Origin of the sequence: Brevundimonas sp. (assembly GCF_029945885.1) — a bacterium.
GTDB lineage: Bacteria > Pseudomonadota > Alphaproteobacteria > Caulobacterales > Caulobacteraceae > Brevundimonas.
On the sequence record NZ_JAQSDK010000026.1, the window covers coordinates 46,964 to 66,647 of the forward strand.

A 19,684-nucleotide genomic window follows, 5' to 3' on the forward strand; every position below is an offset into this window, starting at 1 on the left:
TCACGGACTTCATTCGCATGCGTAGCCGGGTGCGCCGTTTTTGTGCGGCGCGGAACACCACAGCCGACGGGTTCAGTATCGACTCAGGCGGGGTTGGTGCGCCGATCGTTCCTCCATGGCATGGGCCGGCAAAGAAACTGCCGCCGGCCGTCGGCCGCGCCGCTGGGCGTTCGCCCCCTGCGCGAAGGCTGGCGTTCCACCCGACGGTCGTTGGAGTCCCACCGTGAAGAGGGACTATGTTTCCTCGCGCCCGCACCCATACAGCCGTAGAAATCGGTCAGCGGCGGTGCGGGCCTCTTTTGAGGCGTCGCCGATCTCGGCGGCGTCGAACAAGCCCGCGAGCATGCGCAGTTGGGTCCGCGTCAACGTCATGGCGCGAAACTCAGCGGCGGCCTCGTCCGGATCCGCGCCCTCCAGGCGTCCTGCTCTCATCTCCCGCTCAAGGAAGTCTCTGAGGCTCGACGTGCACGCTTCCGAGATTTCAGCGCAAATCGCATTCGCCAGGGTCTTGTCGTCGGGCAGGACCCGGCCGACGGCGCGGATCGCGCGCTGGTACCGGGCGGTGCGCATATGCCTCAAGGCGGATTCCGCATAGGCGGCCAAGGTGGTTCGGGTGTCCGATTGGGCGGGAAAGTTCTCAAACGGTTCCCGGAGCGCTGCCTCGCACCAGTTGAGAACCGCACGCCTCAGGCCCTGCGCGTCGCCGAACTGATTGTATACGGTCTGGCGTGATACCCGCGCCCTGCTGGCGACCGCGGCCAGGGAGGGCCTTGCGCCGCCCGCAACATCGATCGCCGCCTCAAGAATGGCTTTCTGCTTGTCCCGGTCGATCGCTCCGCTTTGTCGACTCAACCTGCGGCCTCCGCCGATCAACCGGCCTCCCGAAGGTCCAGGACGCTCCGCGAGACCGCGCTCGCGCGCCAAAGGCGAGGACAACCGAAGCGCTGAGTTGACGCCCCTCTTCCGTCTCCGTCAACTCAGGCGGGCGAAAGTCTTGACTGCCCGGGAGCCGCCACGGCGGAGTGGAATCTCCTGGGCAGGCATCCCTGTCCGTCATCGAAACCGGTAGGTCATCACCAGGCCGGCGGTGTCGATCCCCTGATTGCGTCCATCTCCCAAGACCTGTCCATGGGACAGATGCACCCATTGCACCCCGATGCTGACGTCCGCGGAGACTTCCCAGTCAAGACCCAGGGCGGTCCGGAAGAGATCTCGCGAGCCCAGCAGAAGCCGGGACCGCGCCTCCACGGGATCGTCCGTGTCCAGCACCCCGTCATGTACGGCATAACCGAACTGAAACTCCCCGCTGACCCGGTCCGAGACGGCGCGGCGCCAGGACAGCCCGATCGAAGCGAAATTCGTGTCGCCGTCGCTGTTCAGCGAGCCGCTCAGATAGGCCCGGGGCCGGCCGACCGCGTCGAGGGCGGTGATGGGACGGCTCAGCAGCGCCACCTCCAGATTGGCTCCGCCTTCGCGATCGGCGGACCCGGGGTGAAGAACGTCGTGCTGCATCACGGCGACCCGGACTTCGCGGGTGTCTTCCTGGGCGCTGGCCGTGGTTGAGAGGGCCATCACGGCCAGGCAAGCGACCGCGGCCTCCGACGGAATCCGTCGGGGAGTTCTTCTCGTCTCTGTCATTTTGTGCCGGGGGTTACTGGTGTTCGGAAGCCGGTTCGGCGGGGCGGGCGACGTCCGGCGGGGAGGGGGGCTCCACCAGTTCGATGTCCAACGGGTCCCAGGCGGCGCCGCTCGCCGCGCGGCGGCGACCCTCTTCGAAGAGGGTCATCATGGCGTTCTGATCGAAATCGAGCGCAGACGCTTCGACCTCCGGCGGAATGGCGGCCACGCTCACGCGCATGCCGTTGCGGCGCGCGAAAGCTCCCTGGGCGGCGAGACTGGTGCGCAGCGACGCCCGGCTCATGCTGTTGTACGAACGGGCAAGGACCGCCGGCAGACTTCCCCGTGTCTCGCGGGATTCCTGTGCCAACTTGCCGTTGACGATGATGAACAGCTCGCTGCCACGCCAGCCGGGCAGCGTTTCCGCGCTCAGGATCATGCCTTCCGGAACCCCCAGGAAGGGCGTGTTCACGCCCCCGTCGACGTGCATCTCCTGACGCACCGTCCCGCCCTCGGTCACCCCCGCGATCAGCACCGGAGGGAAGACGCCCGGGATGCTCGCCGACGCGAGCAGAACCTGGCGGAACAGGCGCAGAGCGTTTTCGTCGCCCGCCTCCGCCATGAGTCCCATGTCCCAGATGACCGTTTCGCCTGAATCCAGATTGGTGGTGGCGACAAAGAGCCTTCGACCCTCCCGGTTCTCCCGAGCGATTTCCGCCAGCAAGGCTGGCGTCACGTGCTCTTCGACGAGGGCTTCCAGCGTTCGGGGACTGAAAAGCCCCGGGGAGAGAAAGGCGGCGAAGCTGCGCCAGCTCAGCAGCCCCTCCGTCTTGCCTTCGGAATAGGCCGCCGCCAGCTCGTCGTCCCAGTCCGGGCCGAGGAAGGCATAGGGCGCCGCAAGCGCGCCGGTGCTCACGCCCGTCACGATGTCGAACTCGGGCCGGTCGCCCCGCTGGGTCCAGCCGACCACAAGGCCTGCGCCGTACGCTCCGTTTGCACCCCCTCCCGACAGGGCGAGGATGGATCGGCGATGATCGCTGCCCGCGAGCCGCCTCCGGAAGTCCTCGGCGATTCGCTCCAGCCGGGCTTCATCGCCAGGGGCGATTCTCGGATCCTGGGTGGCGATCAGGCCCCGCTCCAGCTCCGCAAGCGACATTTCCGGCGCGCGATCCACGGTCGCGCAGGCGCTCAGGGTCAACCCAAGAAATGCAATCAGCGCGGCACGAAGGTTCTGCATGGGCTCGTCCATCAACAAGGGTAATACGCCGTACCGTTACCGCCTTGGAACTCGCTCATTGAGGCCGAGTTCCCTACAACGTGGAAATGCCTCCGAACGCCTCCGCTTTTGACAAGTCGACCGCGCGTGCTCCCAGGGTCGGACGTCCGCCACACGACAAGGCTGAGCTCATAGAGCCGGACCTGCTGGCCGCGACGTGGCGGATCTTCGTCGACCAGGGGTATTCCCGCACCACCATCGAAGCGGTGGCGCGTCATGCGCGCATGAGCAAACGGACGATCTATCAACGGTATAACTCCAAGGACCAGCTCATCGAGGCCGCCATCCGGGACGCGCTGGAGCGTTGGCGCTCGCATGTTCGGGCATCCCTGACGGACGCGGGCCAAGGGGAAGACTGGTTGGAGGAGTTCGTGCGTCGGTGTCTTGAGATCCTGGTCGCGCCGGAAGGGTGTGCCCTCATGGGATTCCTGCTCACCGAGGACGAGACCTTTCACACCGTCCGGGAAACGGTCGCGACGTCGGTCGGGCAAAGCGTGGGCGTATTTTCGGCGCTGCTGGCGCAGCGGACCCCCGGCTTGCCGCCCGAGCTCGCCGAGGACATCGCTCTCGCCGTGCTCGATCTGATGATCGGCTTCGCCACGCGACTCAACGCCTTGCAGCCGCACTTCGCGCGCGAGCAAATCCGGGCGCGCGGCCCCCGGTTCACCGCCGTCGTGCGCACCTTGGTGGACATTCAGTCCTCATCCATTCGCCCGGAAAACGACTGAAGCGCTCTACGACGTCGTCATGCCGCGCCGCGCTTTCCCTGGGGACCGGGATCATCCGCCAGGACCGGTTCGAGCGCGAACCCGGCTTCGATGTCGCCCTCGGCCTCCAGCGCCGTCGGCGGTGCGGCGGAAGGCTTGCGGTTCGATTGCAGGGCGCGATGAAGAATGTAAGTGGGCAGGAGGGCTCCCGCGAAGACGACCGCCGTGATCAGAAACCCGTCGCGATAGGCGGCGGCCGCGGCCTGATAGACGACCGTCTGGCCCAACAGCCAACCGGAGGCGGCGGCCTGGTCCAGCCCGCTGACGCCGAGTTCGCCGATCACCCGGCCGGCGCCCTGAACATAGGCCGAGGTGGCGACGTTGTCCGGCGTCTGGGTTGCGGCGATGAGATCGCCATGGAAGGAGGTGCGCCGTTCCACGATGACCGCAAGCAGGCCGGTGCCGAGGGCGCCGCCGAGTTGTCGGGTGAAATTCATCGCGCCTGACCCCTGGCTGAGGAGCTGTGGCGGCAGGACGGTCAGCGAACCGGCGCTCAGCGACGGAAAGACGAACCCCATGCCGACCCGGCTGATCACCGTCCACCAGGCCAACGTCCAGAAGGCGGTATCGACGTTGACATGCGAGAGCAACCACGAGGCATAGGCGAAAATGGCCATGCCGAGACCGATGAGCACGCCCGGCGGGGCCGTGTCGCTGAGCTTGCCGGCGAGGGGAAATACGATGACGAGGGCGAACCCGGCCGGCATCAGCAGAAGCCCGGCCTGGGTCGGCGTCAGATTCTGGATCTGCTGGACAAAGATGGGCAGGAGATAGGTCGAGCCGAACAGTCCGGCCCCCAGGACGAAGCTGACGACGCACGCTGCGGCGAACGGCCCGTTGGAGAACAGTCGCAGATCGAGCATCGGGTGCGGGGTTCGGTGTTCATGCCAGAGGAAGGCGCAGCCGGCCGCGACGGCCAGGGCGATCTCACCGATCACGATGTTGGAATCCCAACCCAGCCGCTGGCCGCTCGAGATGGCCTGGAGGACCGACAGCAGAAACACGGAGAGATAGACGATGGCCGGCCAGTCGAGCCGGCGCCGCTCGAGGTCCGGATTCCGACCCGGCAGGAACAGGTTGGCGAGAACGATGCCGACGACCCCGAACGGAATCCCCAGATAGAAGAGGAAGCGCCAATCGAAATTGTCCATCAGCACCCCGCCCACCCAGGGACCGAGGGCCGGCGCCAGCACGACCCCGATGCCGAAAATGCCCATCGCCGCCCCTCGCTGCTGCGGCGGGAAGACCTGGAACATCACCACCATGGCCAGCGGCTGGACGAGGCCGGCGGCCAGACCCTGAAGGATGCGTGAAATGACCAGCACCGTCTGATCCGGCGCGACGCCGCCGACAACGGAGCCGAACAGGAACAGCGCCAGCGCGCCGATCATCGTCATCCGCTGGCCGAACGCGCGTTCGCACCATGCCGTCATCAGCATGGTCACCGTCATGGCCGCCAGAAAACCGGTCGACAGCCACTGGGCCTGGATCGAGTCGATGCCGAACTGGCCCATGATCGCGGGGATCGCGACATTGACGATCGTCGACGACAGCACGACCGCGACGGCGGCGACCATCGCGGTCAGGGTGGCCAGCCAGCGGTAGCCCGGGCCGAAGCGGACGAAGAAGGCGTCAGTCGACGACATCTATCGTCACCTCGACCATCATGCCAGGACGCAACCGCCCTTCCTGCTGGGCGACCTCCAGGCGAACCGGGATACGCTGGGTGACCTTGGTGAAATTCCCGCTGGGATTGGGGTTGGGAAGCAGGGCGAACTGACTGGTCGCGGCCCCGCCCACCTGAGAGACCCGAGCCTCGAAAGTCTGGCCGGGATAGGCGTCGATCTTCACCCGCGCAGGGGCCCCGATGGTGATCTTGCGGACATCGGTCTCCTTCACGTTAACATCGATCCAGATCTCCGACGGGTTGTGATACATCAGCAGCCGCGTGCCGGCGGCGACGAACTCTCCCGGATCGACGAACGTCTGATCGATCACGCCGTCGAACGCGGCGCGAATTTCCCGACGGCCGAGATCCAGATTCTGCTGACCGCGTTGAGCCCGCAACCCTTGCTTCTGAGCCTCGAGGGCGGCGACCTGCGCCTCGAGCACCTCGACCTCGCTGGAGCCTTCGCGGGTGACGCCGACCTGGGCCCGCGACCCCGCAATCTGCGCCTGGGCCCGCGCCGCATTTTGTTCGGCCGCGCGAAGCCGGGCCTGATCCTCGTCAAAACGGCTTTGGGCCACCAAGCCTCGCTCGAACAGGGTCCTTGACCGCTCGAAGGCGCTGCGCGCCGCAGCGACTTCCGCCTGACGGGCCAGAGCCTCCGCCTGGGCCGCTGACACTCCGGCCGCCGACACGCCCATCTGCTCTCCGACGCGTCTCACCACCGCCGCCTGTTGCGCCCGGAGCTGGCTCTGCTGGGCCTCGATCCGCGCGATCTCCGCATCGATCCGTTCGAGGGCCAGTCGAGAGTCCGCGGGATCAATTCGCGCCAGGAGCTGCCCGGCGCGGACCCGTTGGCCCGCGCGGACCTGAAGATCAACCACCCGTCCCGAGACCTCGCTGCTGACGGCGACGACGTGAGCGGCGATGCGCGCGTCGTTGGCCGACACCTTTCCCGCCCGCAAGTGCATCCAGCCGAAAACGAGTGCGACGACGGCTACGACGACGCCGACGAGGATGATCAGCCTGCGCCGCCCTCGTTTGGACTTTTCCTTCGGGGCGGCGGGGGGAGGCGAGGGAGCGTCGCTCATTTGTCGTCTAGTCTTTCGTTGATGTGCGCAATGACCCGGGTGGCGGTGGTCAGGTCGTCCCTGGACAATCCCCCGGTGATCTCGCGCCGGACCTGTTCGGCGATCTCCAGAATCGCATCCAGAACGGGCCCGGCGGCCTCTGTCAGGTAGACAGCGTTGACCCGGCGGTCTCCTTCGATCGCCTCTCGGCGAACAAGTCCGCGCCGTTCGAGGTCGTCCAGCTGACGGACGAGCGTGGGAGGCTCGATGCCGATGCGCGCCGCCAGATCTTTTTGGCTCAACATCTTGTCCGCTTTTCTGAGTTCAAGCAGCACATGCCAACGGGCCTGGGTCAGGTCGAGGTGCCTGAGGCGTTCATCCAGACGCAGACGCCATTTGCGGCTTGCCAAGGCGATCGCGCGGCCGAGCGGGATGTTGGTGGTGGTGGTCATTCCCGCCATATAGGTTGCAAATAAATAGCAGGCAAATCATATTGTGCGCATGCATTTTGGGTTCGTTGCGAACGATGTCCTGGTCGCCGAAGACCTTGCATTCGTGCAATGGTTCGGTCTTTCCGCAGGCCGCGCCCGGGTCCTTTCCATGCTCTGGCGAGCCCAAGGCGAGATCGTGAGCGCCGGCTCATTCGGTCTCAGTCGCCGTAGCACTTATGTTTACGTTTCAGATCTGCGCACCGCGCTTGATCCTGGCGCCATCCGCACACGGTCAAAATCGGGATACGCCTTGACCCAAACGGGCCTGAATGAATGCCAGGCCGCACTTGGGGCGATGCATCGCTGGTGGTCGTCAGAGCCCGCGGAATCGAGAAGCATCGCCGCTTAAGCGGCCGAATGGGACGGCTCGGCGGGCGGTGACATCAGTCGAGCGGGGTCCGGTAGGGCACGATCGCGAGGGCCGCCACCACGACGACAAAGGCGGTCAGCGTCATCATGACGACGGTCGTGTCCGCACAGGCCGCCGGCGTGGGTCGGGTCCAGATCGTCGATCCGACGACCGGCGTGACCGGAAGGGGCGGACTTCAAGATGCGAGGATTATCGTTCCAGAACAATGCCATCTCAATGGGGCGACGGCCCGGTCGGCATTGGAGCCGTCGAGATTCAATTTTGGAGAAGAAGATCAAAACAATCGTTTGGAGAAGAAGATCAAAACAATCGCGCCGGAGCAGGAACCGTTGATGAACGTCAGAGGCTGGAAGCTTGGACTTTGAAGTAGCGCGCGGGTGTCGTACCGAATGACTGCCTGAACGCGGCGATGTACGCGCTCGCGGACGCGAACCCCGCGTCCGCCGCCGCGGTCTTGACCTGCGCGCCCGACGCGATGAGCTCCAGCCCCTTGAGCAGCCTCGCTTGCTGTTGCCAGCGCCCGGGCGTGAGGCCGGTCTCCGCGCGGAAGCGACGCTCGAGCGTCCGGGCGCCGATACCGACGATCCTGGCGACCGACGCCAGGTTGCCTGTGCCCGGCGCGGCGCAGGTGATCAACCGGGCCGCCCGCACCGTGACCTCGCTGGTCGGCTGTGGCAGCGTAAAGGGCGGCGGCCCCGCCAGTCCAAGTTCGGCGACCAGAAGTCTCGACATCGCCGCCTCCGTTTCATTGCGCTCATCCAGCATGCCCAGCTCCACAGTTCGCAGGATGAGCGCCCGAAGCAGCGGTGACACGGCGAGCGAACAGCTATTTTCGGGCAGTTCAGGGCGCTGATCCGGTCGGAGATAGATCGTTCGCAGGCTGCTCCGGCTGATGAAGCGGATTGCATGCCTGCTATCGACCGGCACCCAGACCGCCCAGTCGGGCGGCGCGATCCACGACCCCCTTTCGGTGTCCACCGCCATCACGCGGGAAGCGATATGGACGAGTTGATTCCATCCGTGACGGTGGTGGGCGATCACGGCGCCGCTCGCCTGCTCCGATGCGAACGAACGAACGAGCAGGAAAGGCTCGTCGGCGGCAGAGCGACGTTTTCGCGACATCGTTTGAGCGTGTAGCGGGATTGCGGCGGCTCGGCCATCGCTGATAGCGTTCGCGCCATGCCAAGCAACCTCGCCTCCTTCGCCATCCACGTCGACGACGTTGATCGGGCCCGCGCCTTCTACGAGGCCGTGTTTGGTTGGGCGTCCGAGCCCTGGGGGCCGCCCGGCTTCTACCTGATCCATACCGGAGACGAGGCGTCACCGGGCATCCAGGGACTGATGCACGTCCGGCGAAGTCCTCGCGGCGAAGGCGGCCTGAACGGGATCGAGGCGACCTTCGCCGTCGACGACGTCGATGCGGTCGCGCTCGCAGTTGAAGCGAACGGGGAAAGATCATCTTCCCCAGGTCGGTGATCCCGACCGTCGGCGCACTGATCCGCTTCCTCGATACAGAGGGCAACGATATGGGCGCCATGCAGTATGATACGCAGCCGCATACCTGATTGCGCGATCCGGGTCCGGGGCTTGAGTGCATGAACGCCGCAGGTCAGGTCGCCCTCGCCAAGGCGTTGCTGGACGCGATGCCGGGCGCCGCGGCCGAACCGGCGCGCGTCCACGGCGTGACCACTTACAAGCTGATGGGCAAGATGTTCGCGATCCTCTCGGCGCGCGGCGATGCCGCCGTCAGCCTGAAGTGCGATCCCCACCGGGCCGACCTGTTGCGCGAGCAATATTCAGGCATCGGGCATCGCTATCATCTCGACCGGCGCCATTGGATCAGCGTGGCGCTGGACCGGGACGTGCCTCGTGGCGAACTGGAACGCCTGATCGACCACTCCTACGCCCTGGTGATGGCAAAGCTGACGCGCTCCAGCGTGGGCCGGCATTGTATCCCGCCGGGCCGGGCCGCAGCAGAACCGATTCAACGAGAGCTTCAACGACGGCAGGCTCCGGGAGAAGACGCGGGCGAGCGAAACATTCTGCTGGTTTCCGCCGCCCGCTCGCGTGATGCCTGAGACTCGGCGGCGCGACTGAAGCCAACTCCAACGGCCCAGGCCACCAAAGGATTCTCGTCGGGGTGGGATGTGAGACGGGGTCCCGCAACCCGGACGGCCGGACAATTCGACGGCCACCCGGAATTGGGATCAGTCGAGCGTGGTCCGGTAGCGCACGATGGCGAGGGCGGTCACCGCGACGACGAAGGCGGCCAGCGCCATCACGCTTGGCCAGGCGTCGGCCAGACCGACGCCCTTCAGCAGGGCGCCGCGGACGATCCTCAGAAAATGGGTGACCGGGATCAATGAGCCCAGGGCCTGGGCCCAGTCCGGCATGCCGCGGAAGGGGAACAGGAATCCGGAGAGCAGCATGGACGGCAGGATGTAGAAGATGGACATCTGCATGGCCTGCATCTGGGTCTGGGCGAGGGTGGACAGGAAGAAGCCGAGGGCCAACGATCCCACGATGAAGAGCATGACGCCGACGACAAGGGCGTCCCAGCCGCCGACCATGGGGACGTCGAACAGGAGCCGAGCCATCACCAGGAAGAGGGTCACCTGGACAACGCCCACCCCGACATAGGGGGCGAGCTTGCCGATCATGACTTCGAGCGGCCGCACGGGCGTCGCCAGCAGGCTTTCCAGCGTACCGCGCTCCCGCTCGCGCGCCATGGCGAGCGACGTCATCATGACCAGGGTCATCGACAGAATGACCCCGAGCAGGCCGGGAACGATGTTGAAGGCGGTTATGCCCTCCGGATTGTAACGCCTGTGAACGATGACCTCGAACGGGGCGCCCGGGGTCGACCGGACCAGCGGACCGGTCAGGTCGCGAGCCAGCGCTTGGCCCGGAAGGCCGGCGAGCGCGGCCAGAGCCCCGCCCGTCGCCGAAGGATCCGCGGCGTCGGCTTCGATCAGGATCGTGGGATTTTCCCCGCGGACAACCCGACGCGTGAAATCCTGCGGGATCACCACGGCGAACTGGACCTCGCCGCGAGCCAGGGACCTGTCCAGCTCGGCCTGGCTGTTCACCGACTGCGTTATGCGAAAATAGCCGCTGTTCGTCAGGGCGCTCAGGAACGAGCGAGAGAAGCTCCCATGATCCTGGACGTAGACGGCGGTCGGCAGATTCCGGGGATCGTCGTTGATCGCATAGCCGAACAAGACCAACTGAAGGATCGGCATGATGAGGATCATGGCGTAGGCGAGGTGATCGCGCGTGAGCTGGATGAATTCCTTGGCCATCACAGCCCAGATGCGAGTCGCAGAGAGCATCAGTCCGACTCTCGCTGAAGGTCGGCCGTCAACTGGATGAACACGTCCTCCAGGGTGGGCCGCGTCTCCTTCCAGACGACTTGCGGGCCGCGGAAGGGCGCGATGGCGTCTTCGAGCGCCGGGCGATCCCGGCCGGAGACGTGCAAGGTCGTGCCGAACACCGTCGCCATCTCGACGCCGGCCTGGTTCCGGAGGCGTGCAATAAGCCGCCCGACGTTCGGTCCTTCCGCGAGGAATGTGGTCAGGCCAGACTCATCGATGACCTGGTCGGCCGTACCCCGGGCAAGCGTTCGACCTCCGGCGATATAGGCGATCTCGTGACACCGTTCCGCCTCGTCCATGTAATGCGTGGAAACCAGAACGGTCATGCCCTCGTCGGAGAGAGCATGGATTTCGTCCCAGAAGGTCCGCCGGGCTTCGGGATCGACGCCGGCGGTCGGCTCGTCGAGCAGGAGCAACTCGGGTTCGTGCAGCGTCGCGGCGGCCAGCGCCAGACGTTGCTTCCAGCCGCCGGAGAGGGTGCCTGCCAGCTGTCGGCGCCGCTTGACCAGCCCCAGACGTTCGAGCGCGGCCTCGACCCGGGCGGCGCGGCGGTCCAGTTCGTGAACCCGGCTGGTGAACACCAGGTTCTGCTCGATGGACAGGTCGTCATAGAGCGAGAATTTCTGCGTCATGTAGCCGACCCGACGTTTGATCAACTCGGACTGGCTCATGACGTTGTAGCCAAGAACCTCGCCCTCGCCGCTGTCTGGAGTCAGCAGGCCGCAAAGGAGACGAAGCGTGGTCGTCTTCCCGGCCCCGTTCGGACCGAGAAATCCGCATATTCTCCCCCGCTCGACGGTAATGCCGAAGTCCTGAACCGCGTGGAGGGCTCCGAACGACTTGTTAAGGCCCCGCACATCGATAACCGGACTTGCAACGGTCATCTTGAGCCCCGCAACCGCTGAACATCGACCGGCAAACCCGGCTGGAGCGAGCGTGGATTTTCCGGCGCCGCCTCGATCATGAAGACCAGCCGATCCCGGCTGCCCTGGCTGTAGAGGATAGGCGGGGTGAACTCGGGTCGCGGGCTGATCCAGGTGATCCGGGCCTTGCGCGGCGCACCGCAGCCGTCACAGCTGAACCTGACCACGCCCCCGGGTCGATAGTGGATCAACTCGCCTTCCGGCACGAAGAACCGCAACTTGACCTCGGCGTCGGGCAGCAGCGCAAGGACGGGTTGATTGGCGGGGACGAATTCGCCCTGGCGGAAGAAGATTTCCTCGACACGGGCTTCCACCGGCGCCCGGGGAGAGAGGGTGCGAAGGCGAACCTCGGCTTCGTTCAGCCCGCCTTCGGCTTGGCGGATCTGTTGTTCGGCGGCCCGCAACGCGTCTTCCCGTGCGCCAAGCGTGGCCACCTCTCGGCGACGGCGGACGGCCTCGACCTGCGCCCTTGCCGTGTCCCGGTTCGCTCGCTCCTGGTCGAGCCTGGCCGGCGCGTAGATACCCCGGCGCACCAGGGGTTCGATCCGGGCATAGCTGGCTTCGGCTTCGCGGAGCTGCGCCTGGGCGGCGGCGAGTTCGGTGTCGAACACCTCGAGCTCCTGCGCCCTCTGGCCCGTGCGGAGGTCGTCCGCCCGGGCTCTGGCCGCCTCGACGGACGCGCTGGCGCCGCGCTCCTGGGCCTCTTGTACGCCGGCGTCGATCTGAAAGGTCACCGCGCCGGCCAGGACGCGGTCGCCTTCCCGTACATACAGGGCTTCGAGCGCGCCGGAGGCGGGCGCCGCGAGATAGACCGACTCGCCTTCGACGTAGCCGGAAAGGGGCCGGTTCGTCTGGTCGGTCGGTAGAAACGACCAGACCGCAGCCCCCGTCGCGACGACACCGACAACTGCGGCGATCCTGTAGATGAGCCGGCGCCTCACGCCTTCATCCCCTTGAGGACCGTGTCCAGATGCTGGGATGCGAGCGCCTCAAGCGGCAACCTGTCGGCCCCGATGGGTTCGAAGGTTTCCCGCCACAGCAGCCCCAGCACCAGTGGACCCAACAGCCCCATGGCGAACAATTCGGGGTCGCCCGACCGGACTTCGCCGGACCGTTGACCGCGACGGATGATGTCTGAGACCAGCGAAAGCAGCGGCGTTATCACGGTTTGATGCCAGATCAGGGCCAGTTCGGGCAGGTTCCGGCTTTCCGCGACAATCAGCTTCAACACTCCGCCAATGCGGGGATTCGACTGGATCGCGGAGACGAGAACACCGACGCCCAGCCGCGCGGCTTCGTCGAAGGGGATTTCGGTCCCGGCTCCGGTTCGAATCTTCAGCAGTCTCGGTTCGATGGCGTCCTGCACCACGGCCTTGAACAGATCCTGTTTCGTTTCGAAATACAGGTAGAGCGCGCCTTTCGAGACACCGGCCGCCTTGGCGATGTCGTCGAGCCGGGCGCGGGTGAAGCCGTGCTCGGAAAAGACCTCAAGCGCGGCCGCGATGATCTCTTTCGGCCGGTCAGCCGCGCGGCGGCGCCATTTGGGTTCACCAGGAGGCAACATCGAGGGTCCTAATAACTGATCAGTCGGTTATTAGCGTGCTCGCGCTCCCGGAGCAAGGGGCCGGGGCATTTGGGGCTGCGGCCCACACCGGGTCGGCCTGACCTCCAGCCGTAGCCGCCGGGTTGATTGCTCGAGCATCGATGGGGAGCGGCCACCCACCCTGGCGTTGGCGAACAGAGCCGTCGCCGAAGCAGCGCCGCATGCCTGGAACGATCTCCCTCAGGCATGGCGGCGCCATGCGCAGACGGCCCCCGGCGCTGCATTGAGCCGCCACGGCAGCAAGCCACCGTCTTGATCCCCCGGCGTCCTCCGTAGGTCCGGCGCCGATCCCGGCGTTCCCGGCGTGAGTTTGAGGTTGGCGAGAGGATCAAGGTTGATCTCGGCCGGCCTCCGCTCTCCGGCGGGTCGCGGTGGGCTGGAAGTTCGCGTGCACCATGGTCGGCGAAACGCCTTCCGATGTCCGGCGACTCCGGGGCGCGTCCCCATTTACCGGGGGGGAAGCGTCGGGCGTGTGGCCCCGCACTTTCGGCAGACCTCCATTTGACGGCGTTCCGACCAGGAAAAGCTATGCCTGCAAATTAGTCGGCGAAGTGGCTTGAACATGGATGGCTGGCCTCCTCGAGAAAACTACATTCGTCACACCCGCCCCCAAAGCCTTCAATGGGCCCGGGGGTTTCGTTGACAACGCCTGGACGCGTCGCCTCCATCGGCGGCCTGCGCCTAGCTTGACATCTTTTACGCGCGTTTCGCACCGTTTCGATGTCCGCCCGCCGCCGTTTCATGACCTCCAGCTCGGGATTCCCGATCCGGCCGTGTCACCGCGCAGTCTCGCGACCCCGAGGCCGCTGCTGCAGAGCGACCTTCAGGTCAACCAGGGGCTGTTGGGCGGCAAGACCGTGGAGCGCGATCTGGGGGAGGAGCGGCTGATCGTCGGTCCCACTACAACCGGTTGCTGGTCGGGGTCTCGCTGGAGGAATGGACGTTGCACGGGGAGGATCGCCTCGCCGACGTTCGCCGGGCGCATCGGACGAAGCGTTCCATCGTCTGCCGGCCTGGCGAAGCGCTCGCCGAGCGGGCGGCTCAGCTCGAGGGAATGCTCGCTGACCGGAAGCCGACGCGCGTTCAGGGCGGCGAGCCGGGAATCTGAGCGGCCGGCCCCGGAGCCCGGGCGGCGTCGCCGAGCTGCGCCGGGCCCAGATAGCGGTCCAGCCAGGCGAGGATGCGCGCGTGGAGGTCGCGCAGATTGGCGGGGCTGACAAACACATGGCCTTCGCCTGAATAGGTCACGAGATCGGCCTCGCGTCCCAGCCGGTACAGGGCCCCGAACAGGACATCGCCGCCGGCCGGATCGAGGTCGCCCTCGATCAGCAGAATGGGTGTGCGGATCCGATCGGCGAGGTAGATCGGACTGTTTTCGACATAGGCGTCGGGTCGCGCCGGCAGGCTGGCGCCGATCGCGCCTTGACCGCTCTCGGCCCAGCCCGCCAGGGCGTTGATCGGCACCCCGTCGTCGGGGGAGACCAGAAAATGCGGCGTCAGGGCATAGACCCGAGAGAGGTCTGCGTATCCGGCCGAGGCGACCACCGCGCGGAAGCGCTCGCTCCGGGCCGCCGTCAGCAGGGCCGCGTGACCGCCATAGCTGTGGCCGATCAGCGCCACGCGGGAGGGGTCGACCGGCGCCTGGCGCGCCGCCTGGTCGACGACGGCGCCGATCCGTCCGCCCAGATCGTCGAGCCCCGTCCCGGCGCCGGCGGGGCGCGGCAGGGAGGGCACGAGCACGGCATAGCCGTGGGCGGCCAGGACAGCCGGATTGATATGTCGCCGCTCCCCACCCGGCCGGAGCCAGGACGGCGGGGCGGCATAGTCGGCGCCGGGGTAGAGGACCACCGCCACGGGCGCCGTCCCGCCGCCCGGGTCCGGCGGCGGAAGCAGCAGCCAGCTGGTCAGGACCTGGCCGTCCGGCCCGGGGTGGGTGACGGCTTCGATCCGGCCCCAGGCCAGCGGGTCGAGCGCGAGGTTAAGCACGGCGAGCGGATGGTCGCCGTTCAGGTCGCGGCGCAGCAGGCGGGTCGATCCCGTGGCCGACAGGCTCTGGACGACCGCGAAGCGCGCGTCCGGGCTGGCGGCGACGAGGCTCTCGTCCGGGCCCAGGGGCGGCAGGCAGGCGCCGGATCGCGACGCGCCGAGGCGGGCGAGACAGCCGGCCTGCAGCAGGATGCCCGGCGCGGGGCCGATGTCGGCCGGGTTGGTTCGCGCCCGGCCGCCGCTGTCGGCGGCGCGCTCGGGGCTCTGCAAGCCCCCGGGAAGACCCGGAGCGTCCGAGGACGCGTCGAGGCGATGCAGCCCGTCTCCGCGTTCGATCCAGGCATGACCGCCGGCCTGAAGCAGGCGTTCCGACGGTTCGCGCACGGGGATGGTCCGGGGGGTCGGCGCCGCGCGGCGCCACATCCGGGCGCCGTCTGTCGTACGGACCTGGACGACGGGCGCTCCGCCGTCCCAGCCGGCCCGCACGAAGGGCATGCCGTCGGCCTGTTCGCCGACCCAGGGCCGGGCGTCCCCGAGCGGCGCGGCCCGGGCTGGCCCGGTGCGGAGGAGACGCCAGAAGCGGCCGTCGTCCCACGACCCGCCGGGAGTCCGGCCGAAGGCCAGCACGGCCCGTCCGTCCGGCGACCAGCTCAGCAGATGCGACAGGAAATCCTCATCGGGCAGGGGCTCGTGCACCCGGCGTTCGGCGACGTCGACCAGCAGCAACCGTCTCCGCCGCGCCGGCGTCCCGACGCGCACCGGGGCGTCGCCGCTCGCCTGCAGGTCCTCGGCGTCGGCGAGGACCGCGACCGTGTTTCCGTCCGGGGACAGCTCGAAGTCGAAGAGCGCCCCGACGGCGAGTTCGGTCTGGGCGCCCGTGCCGAGATCGAGCCGGACCAGGCGCGCCGGTGCGGCGCGATCGCGGTCGCCGCGACGCGCGCCGCCGGGAATGGAGACCGCGGAGGGCGCGTGACCGGTCTCGAACCGTCGCCACAGGGCCGCCTTGCGCGCCTGGGTCTGGCCGCCGAGACGGAACACCAGGGGAAGATCGTCGGGCGCGCGCGCGATCACGATCACCTCCGTCGGCGAGCGCCAGGCGACCGTGCGGCCGAGGCCCGTGTACTCCGGTGTCAGGGCGAACCACCGGGCTTCGCCGGTCGCCAGGGTCAGGACCCCGAGGCGCCAGCTCGTCTCGGTCAACCGGAAGACCAGCATCCGCTCGCCATCGGGGGAGAAGGGCCCGGAGACATAGCCGGTCGCGTGGCCGGGGTCGGAAATGACCCGCGGCGGCGCGTCGGATGTCGCGTCGTGTATCTCCAGACCGCTCAACAGCTGTGTCGTCATCAGCCCGAAGCGGTAGCTGGCCGCCGACGACCAGGCGGCGCGGCGCTCGACGACGATCCAACGGCCGCCGGGTCCGATCCGGACCTGGCCGAGGCTTTCCTGGCCCAGCACGGCCTCGATGGTGACCGGCTGCGGCGTCTCGCCGACGGCCGGGCTGGCCGCCGTCCCGAGGACGGCGGCCAGCAGCAGACCGACCCCACGCATCACCAGGTCCGGGTCAGCTGCAGGGCGATGAAGCGGCCGATGACGCTGGTGTTGGCCGCATCATAGCCGATGCCTTCGGGCGCATCGTAGAAGGGCGGATCGTGATCGAACAGATTCTGCACCGTCAGGGCGACGGCCGACCCCTGGAACGGCCCGGTCTCGGGCGCATAGCGGATCTGGGCGTCGGCCGTGGTCCAGGAGCCGATGCGCGACCCGGCGAGGTCGCGGTAGGAATCGACGTACTGCAGCGAGGCCGAGGCGCTCCAGGGGCCGCGCGCCCAGCCCAGGGAGCCGCGGCCCCGCAGGCCGACCGGATAGTTGGGACGATCGCGCAGCGACTGCGGCGAGGCGTCCGGGGTCGTCCAGCTGTCGAACCGCGCCAGATACGACAGCGTCAGGCCCAGATCGAAGGCGTCGGGACCGAGATCGAAGGCGTAGCGGGCATTGGCGTCGATCCCCTCGACCTCGACGCGGGCGGCGTTGACGTAGCGGGCGTCGACGATCGCCCCGTAGGAGGAGGCCGGATAGGCGTCGCGAAAATTGGTGGTCGGCAGGTCGAGAATGGCCTGGACGGCGTCGCGGTCCGCCGCGTTGTTGAGCGGATCGACGATGCGGACGAAGGAGGAAAGGGCGGGATCGGACAGGGCCGTCAGGATATTCTCGAAGGTCGGCTGGCCGATCCGGTTGTCGAACTCGGTGCGAAACCAGTTGAAGCCGAGCTTGAGCCCGGGAAGGGTCTGCGGCGCATAGTCGGCGCCCACCGTCCAGGTGTCGGCCTCTTCCGGCTTCAGGTCGGGATTGCCCCCATACAGGATCATCGAGAGGATCTGCTGGGCGCCGCGCGGAAGGAAGGTCGGGCTCTGCCGCGCCGCGTCGTTCAGCTCGCGCAGCGCCGGGGCCCGGAAGGAGGCGCCGTAGTTGCCCCGCACGACGAGTTCCGTCGTGGGCTCCCAGACGAGGCCGATCTTCGGGCTGGTGGTCTCGCCGATGTCTTCATAGCTTTCGAACCGGGCCGCCAGCGACAGTTCGAGCCGCTCGAAGCCGGGCCGGCGATTGTCGCGGCCGAACAGCGGCACGCGCAGTTCGCCGAAGACGGCCGAGACCTGGCGGCTGGTGTCGGTCGCCACGCCGGTGGTTGGGCTCAGCCCGCTGCTGAAGCTGTCATTGCGCCGCCAGAAGGTCTCCTCGCGAAAGGCGAGGCCGGCGGCGAGCCGGACATCGCCGCCGGGCAGCCCGAACACCGGGCCGTCGAGCTGCAGATTGGCCGAGCTGACGCCGGTCTCCGCCTGGCTGTGTGTCCAGCCGGAACTGATGAAGGCCAGAGCCGCGGGCGAGCTGACGCCGCCGCCGCCGAACGGGTTGAAGAAGCCGTCGCGCGCGGCGCTGTAGGGCGTCGCGGGATTGTCGGCGATGGCGCCCAGGGCCTCGCGCAGGAAGGTGGAGTTGAGGGCGCCGAAGGTTTCGTTGTCGGTCCGTTCGGAGGCATGGGCGACATAGGCGTCCAGGGTCCACTCGTCCGACAGGTCGATCCGGGCGCCGACAGAGGCGCCGAAGCTTTCGGCCTCGCCGCGGATCCCGGGATTGGGCAGGTCGTTCTCGAACGAATAGGCGATGGTGTGGGAGGCGGCCCCGGTGGGGGAGGCGAAATACGGATGACCGCCGTTGACGGTGAGCAAGGTGGCCGTCGGCGCCGAGACGGTCTCGTAGCGACGCTGGCCGTAGCGCGCGTCGGCGCTGAGTTCGAGGCGCGATCCCAGGTCCTGACGCAGCGCCGTGAACAGGCTGTGGCGCGTCTGGCGCGGCAGGACGTTCATCCCGCGCCGTTGGTTGCTGAGGTTGGTCTGGCCGGCGAGGAAGTCGCCAGGGTCCAGATCCGTGCCGTCCTGGCCGGGCGGAATGGCGTGGGTCGAGACATAGCCGCCCGCCACCGGGTCGAAGACCACCAGATTACCGGGCGCGGCGTAGTTGAGCCGGCGGTCCGATCCGCCGCGCCATCGCAGGTCTGCGTCCCCCGCGAGCCGCCGCGCCGAGACCGGCAAGGCCCCGCGGTCGTAATATTCATAGGTCCCCATCAGACTGCCGGAAGACCAACGCCGGCCGAGGGTCTGACCGAGCTGGACTTCGTCGCTGGCCCCGTCGGCGGTCCCACCGAGCCGCAGACGGGTTTCCGCCCCGTCATAGTCGTCGCGCAAGATGATGTTGACGACGCCGCCCACCGCGTCGGCGCCATACAGGGCCGAGGCCCCGTCGAGCAGGACGTCGATACGGGCGATGGCGCTCGTGGGAATTGTGGAGACGTCGGCGAAGTCCCCCATGGCGCCGGTTCCGGCCATGCGCCGGCCATTGATCAGCACCAGGGTCGCGTCGCTGCCAAGACCGCGCAGATTGACGCCGGAGGCGAAGCTGCCGTTGGTCGCGGTGCGATCCGCGCCGTTCTGCAGCGCACCCTCATTGGCCGTGCCCCCGAAATTCTGGGGCAGGGCGGCGAGGGCCTGGGCGACGGTGGCGTGGCCGGCCCGATCGATGTCATCCCGGCGGATCATCACCACGGGCGAGGGTCCGTCGGCCACGCCGCGGATCAGGCTGCCCGTCACCACGACGTCGTCCAGCTCGGCCGGCTCCTCCGGAATCGCCGCCCGGGCGGCGGGATCATAGAGGACGAAGACGTTGGGACGCGAACGCCGGTGGGCGAGACCGGTCTCGCGCAACAGGGCCGCCAAGGCGCCGTCCGGGGCGTGCTCGCCGCTCAGCCCCGGTGATCGTCGACCCGCGACCAAGGCGGCGGGATACAGGATCTGGACGCCGCTCTGGCGGGCGAAGGCGGTCAGGGCCACGTCGAGCGGTCCGGCCGCGATCTCATAGCGCCGCACCGGTTCGGCGGTCTGCGCCATGACCGGCGACGCCGAAGCCAGCATCAGCGCCGAAAGCGCCGTTGAACCCAATCCTCTGTGCATCATGTCCCCCTCTGGTTACCCGCGAAAGCGCGGGCCGGG

Annotated in this window: 17 protein-coding genes; 4 read left to right on the forward strand and 13 right to left on the reverse strand. The window is 67.7% G+C overall.

Going from position 1 to position 19,684, the window contains the following annotated elements:
• Positions 1–234: 234 nt before the first annotated feature.
• The 3 genes from PSV00_RS10080 to PSV00_RS10090 all read right to left on the reverse strand — a co-directional run bounded on the left by PSV00_RS10080 (position 235) and on the right by PSV00_RS10090 (position 2,854).
• Positions 235–852 (reverse strand): TetR/AcrR family transcriptional regulator, encoded by a 618-nt coding sequence (locus tag PSV00_RS10080; RefSeq protein WP_300446691.1) that lies wholly within the window; start codon positions 850–852, stop codon positions 235–237.
• Between the two features lie 201 nt (positions 853–1,053).
• Entirely contained in the window at positions 1,054–1,572 is a 519-nt protein-coding gene (locus PSV00_RS10085; RefSeq protein ID WP_300446693.1) for an acyloxyacyl hydrolase, read from the reverse strand.
• 79 nt (positions 1,573–1,651) lie between these two features.
• Positions 1,652–2,854 (reverse strand): patatin-like phospholipase family protein, encoded by a 1,203-nt coding sequence (locus tag PSV00_RS10090; protein ID WP_300446695.1) that lies wholly within the window; start codon positions 2,852–2,854, stop codon positions 1,652–1,654.
• Positions 2,855–2,940: 86 nt separating this feature from the next.
• Between PSV00_RS10090 and PSV00_RS10095 the strand changes: the two genes are divergently transcribed.
• Positions 2,941–3,621 (forward strand): TetR/AcrR family transcriptional regulator, encoded by a 681-nt coding sequence (locus tag PSV00_RS10095; protein WP_300446909.1) that lies wholly within the window; start codon positions 2,941–2,943, stop codon positions 3,619–3,621.
• 17 nt (positions 3,622–3,638) lie between these two features.
• Here PSV00_RS10095 and PSV00_RS10100 read toward each other — a convergent pair whose 3' ends face one another.
• Genes PSV00_RS10100 through PSV00_RS10110 form a run of 3 tightly spaced genes read right to left on the reverse strand, consistent with a single transcriptional unit; the run spans position 3,639 to position 6,848 of the window.
• Positions 3,639–5,306 (reverse strand): DHA2 family efflux MFS transporter permease subunit, encoded by a 1,668-nt coding sequence (locus PSV00_RS10100; RefSeq protein ID WP_300446697.1) that lies wholly within the window; start codon positions 5,304–5,306, stop codon positions 3,639–3,641.
• Positions 5,293–6,417 carry an HlyD family secretion protein gene (locus PSV00_RS10105; RefSeq protein ID WP_300446699.1) on the reverse strand — a complete coding sequence of 375 codons (1,125 nt, stop codon included), beginning with the start codon at positions 6,415–6,417 and terminating at the stop codon, positions 5,293–5,295. Before PSV00_RS10105 ends, PSV00_RS10100 begins: the two co-directional genes overlap by 14 nt.
• Entirely contained in the window at positions 6,414–6,848 is a 435-nt protein-coding gene (locus PSV00_RS10110) for a MarR family transcriptional regulator (RefSeq protein ID WP_300446701.1), read from the reverse strand. Before PSV00_RS10110 ends, PSV00_RS10105 begins: the two co-directional genes overlap by 4 nt.
• A gap of 495 nt (positions 6,849–7,343) precedes the next feature.
• Here PSV00_RS10110 and PSV00_RS10115 point away from each other — a divergent pair, with 495 nt between their 5' ends.
• A complete protein-coding gene (locus PSV00_RS10115) occupies positions 7,344–7,622 on the forward strand; it encodes a hypothetical protein (RefSeq protein ID WP_300446702.1) in 279 nt (92 codons plus the stop codon).
• Here PSV00_RS10115 and PSV00_RS10120 read toward each other — a convergent pair.
• A complete protein-coding gene (locus PSV00_RS10120; RefSeq protein WP_300446704.1) occupies positions 7,597–8,379 on the reverse strand; it encodes a helix-turn-helix domain-containing protein in 783 nt (260 codons plus the stop codon). The two genes, PSV00_RS10115 and PSV00_RS10120, sit on opposite strands and share 26 nt — an antisense overlap.
• Positions 8,380–8,436: 57 nt before the next feature.
• Between PSV00_RS10120 and PSV00_RS10125 the strand changes: the two genes are divergently transcribed.
• Entirely contained in the window at positions 8,437–8,733 is a 297-nt protein-coding gene (locus PSV00_RS10125; protein ID WP_300446706.1) for a VOC family protein, read from the forward strand.
• 119 nt (positions 8,734–8,852) lie between these two features.
• A complete protein-coding gene (locus tag PSV00_RS10130) occupies positions 8,853–9,335 on the forward strand; it encodes an MmcQ/YjbR family DNA-binding protein (protein ID WP_300446708.1) in 483 nt (160 codons plus the stop codon).
• A gap of 129 nt (positions 9,336–9,464) precedes the next feature.
• On the opposite strand, the gene PSV00_RS10135 is transcribed toward PSV00_RS10130, so the two are convergent.
• The 6 genes from PSV00_RS10135 to PSV00_RS10160 form a co-directional block, all read right to left on the reverse strand.
• Entirely contained in the window at positions 9,465–10,589 is a 1,125-nt protein-coding gene (locus PSV00_RS10135) for an ABC transporter permease (protein WP_300446710.1), read from the reverse strand.
• Positions 10,589–11,515 carry an ABC transporter ATP-binding protein gene (locus PSV00_RS10140; protein WP_300446712.1) on the reverse strand — a complete coding sequence of 309 codons (927 nt, stop codon included), beginning with the start codon at positions 11,513–11,515 and terminating at the stop codon, positions 10,589–10,591. The genes PSV00_RS10135 and PSV00_RS10140 overlap by 1 nt, the downstream gene beginning before the upstream one ends.
• Entirely contained in the window at positions 11,512–12,495 is a 984-nt protein-coding gene (locus tag PSV00_RS10145; protein WP_300446714.1) for an HlyD family efflux transporter periplasmic adaptor subunit, read from the reverse strand. Before PSV00_RS10145 ends, PSV00_RS10140 begins: the two co-directional genes overlap by 4 nt.
• Complete coding sequence (locus tag PSV00_RS10150) at positions 12,492–13,118, reverse strand: TetR/AcrR family transcriptional regulator (RefSeq protein ID WP_300446715.1); 627 nt, start codon at positions 13,116–13,118, stop codon at positions 12,492–12,494. Before PSV00_RS10150 ends, PSV00_RS10145 begins: the two co-directional genes overlap by 4 nt.
• Positions 13,119–14,240: 1,122 nt before the next feature.
• Complete coding sequence (locus PSV00_RS10155; RefSeq protein ID WP_300446717.1) at positions 14,241–16,691, reverse strand: prolyl oligopeptidase family serine peptidase; 2,451 nt, start codon at positions 16,689–16,691, stop codon at positions 14,241–14,243.
• Positions 16,691–19,582, reverse strand: a complete 2,892-nt coding sequence (locus PSV00_RS10160; RefSeq protein ID WP_300446718.1) for a TonB-dependent receptor — start codon at positions 19,580–19,582, stop codon at positions 16,691–16,693. Before PSV00_RS10160 ends, PSV00_RS10155 begins: the two co-directional genes overlap by 1 nt.
• Positions 19,583–19,684 lie beyond the last annotated feature (102 nt).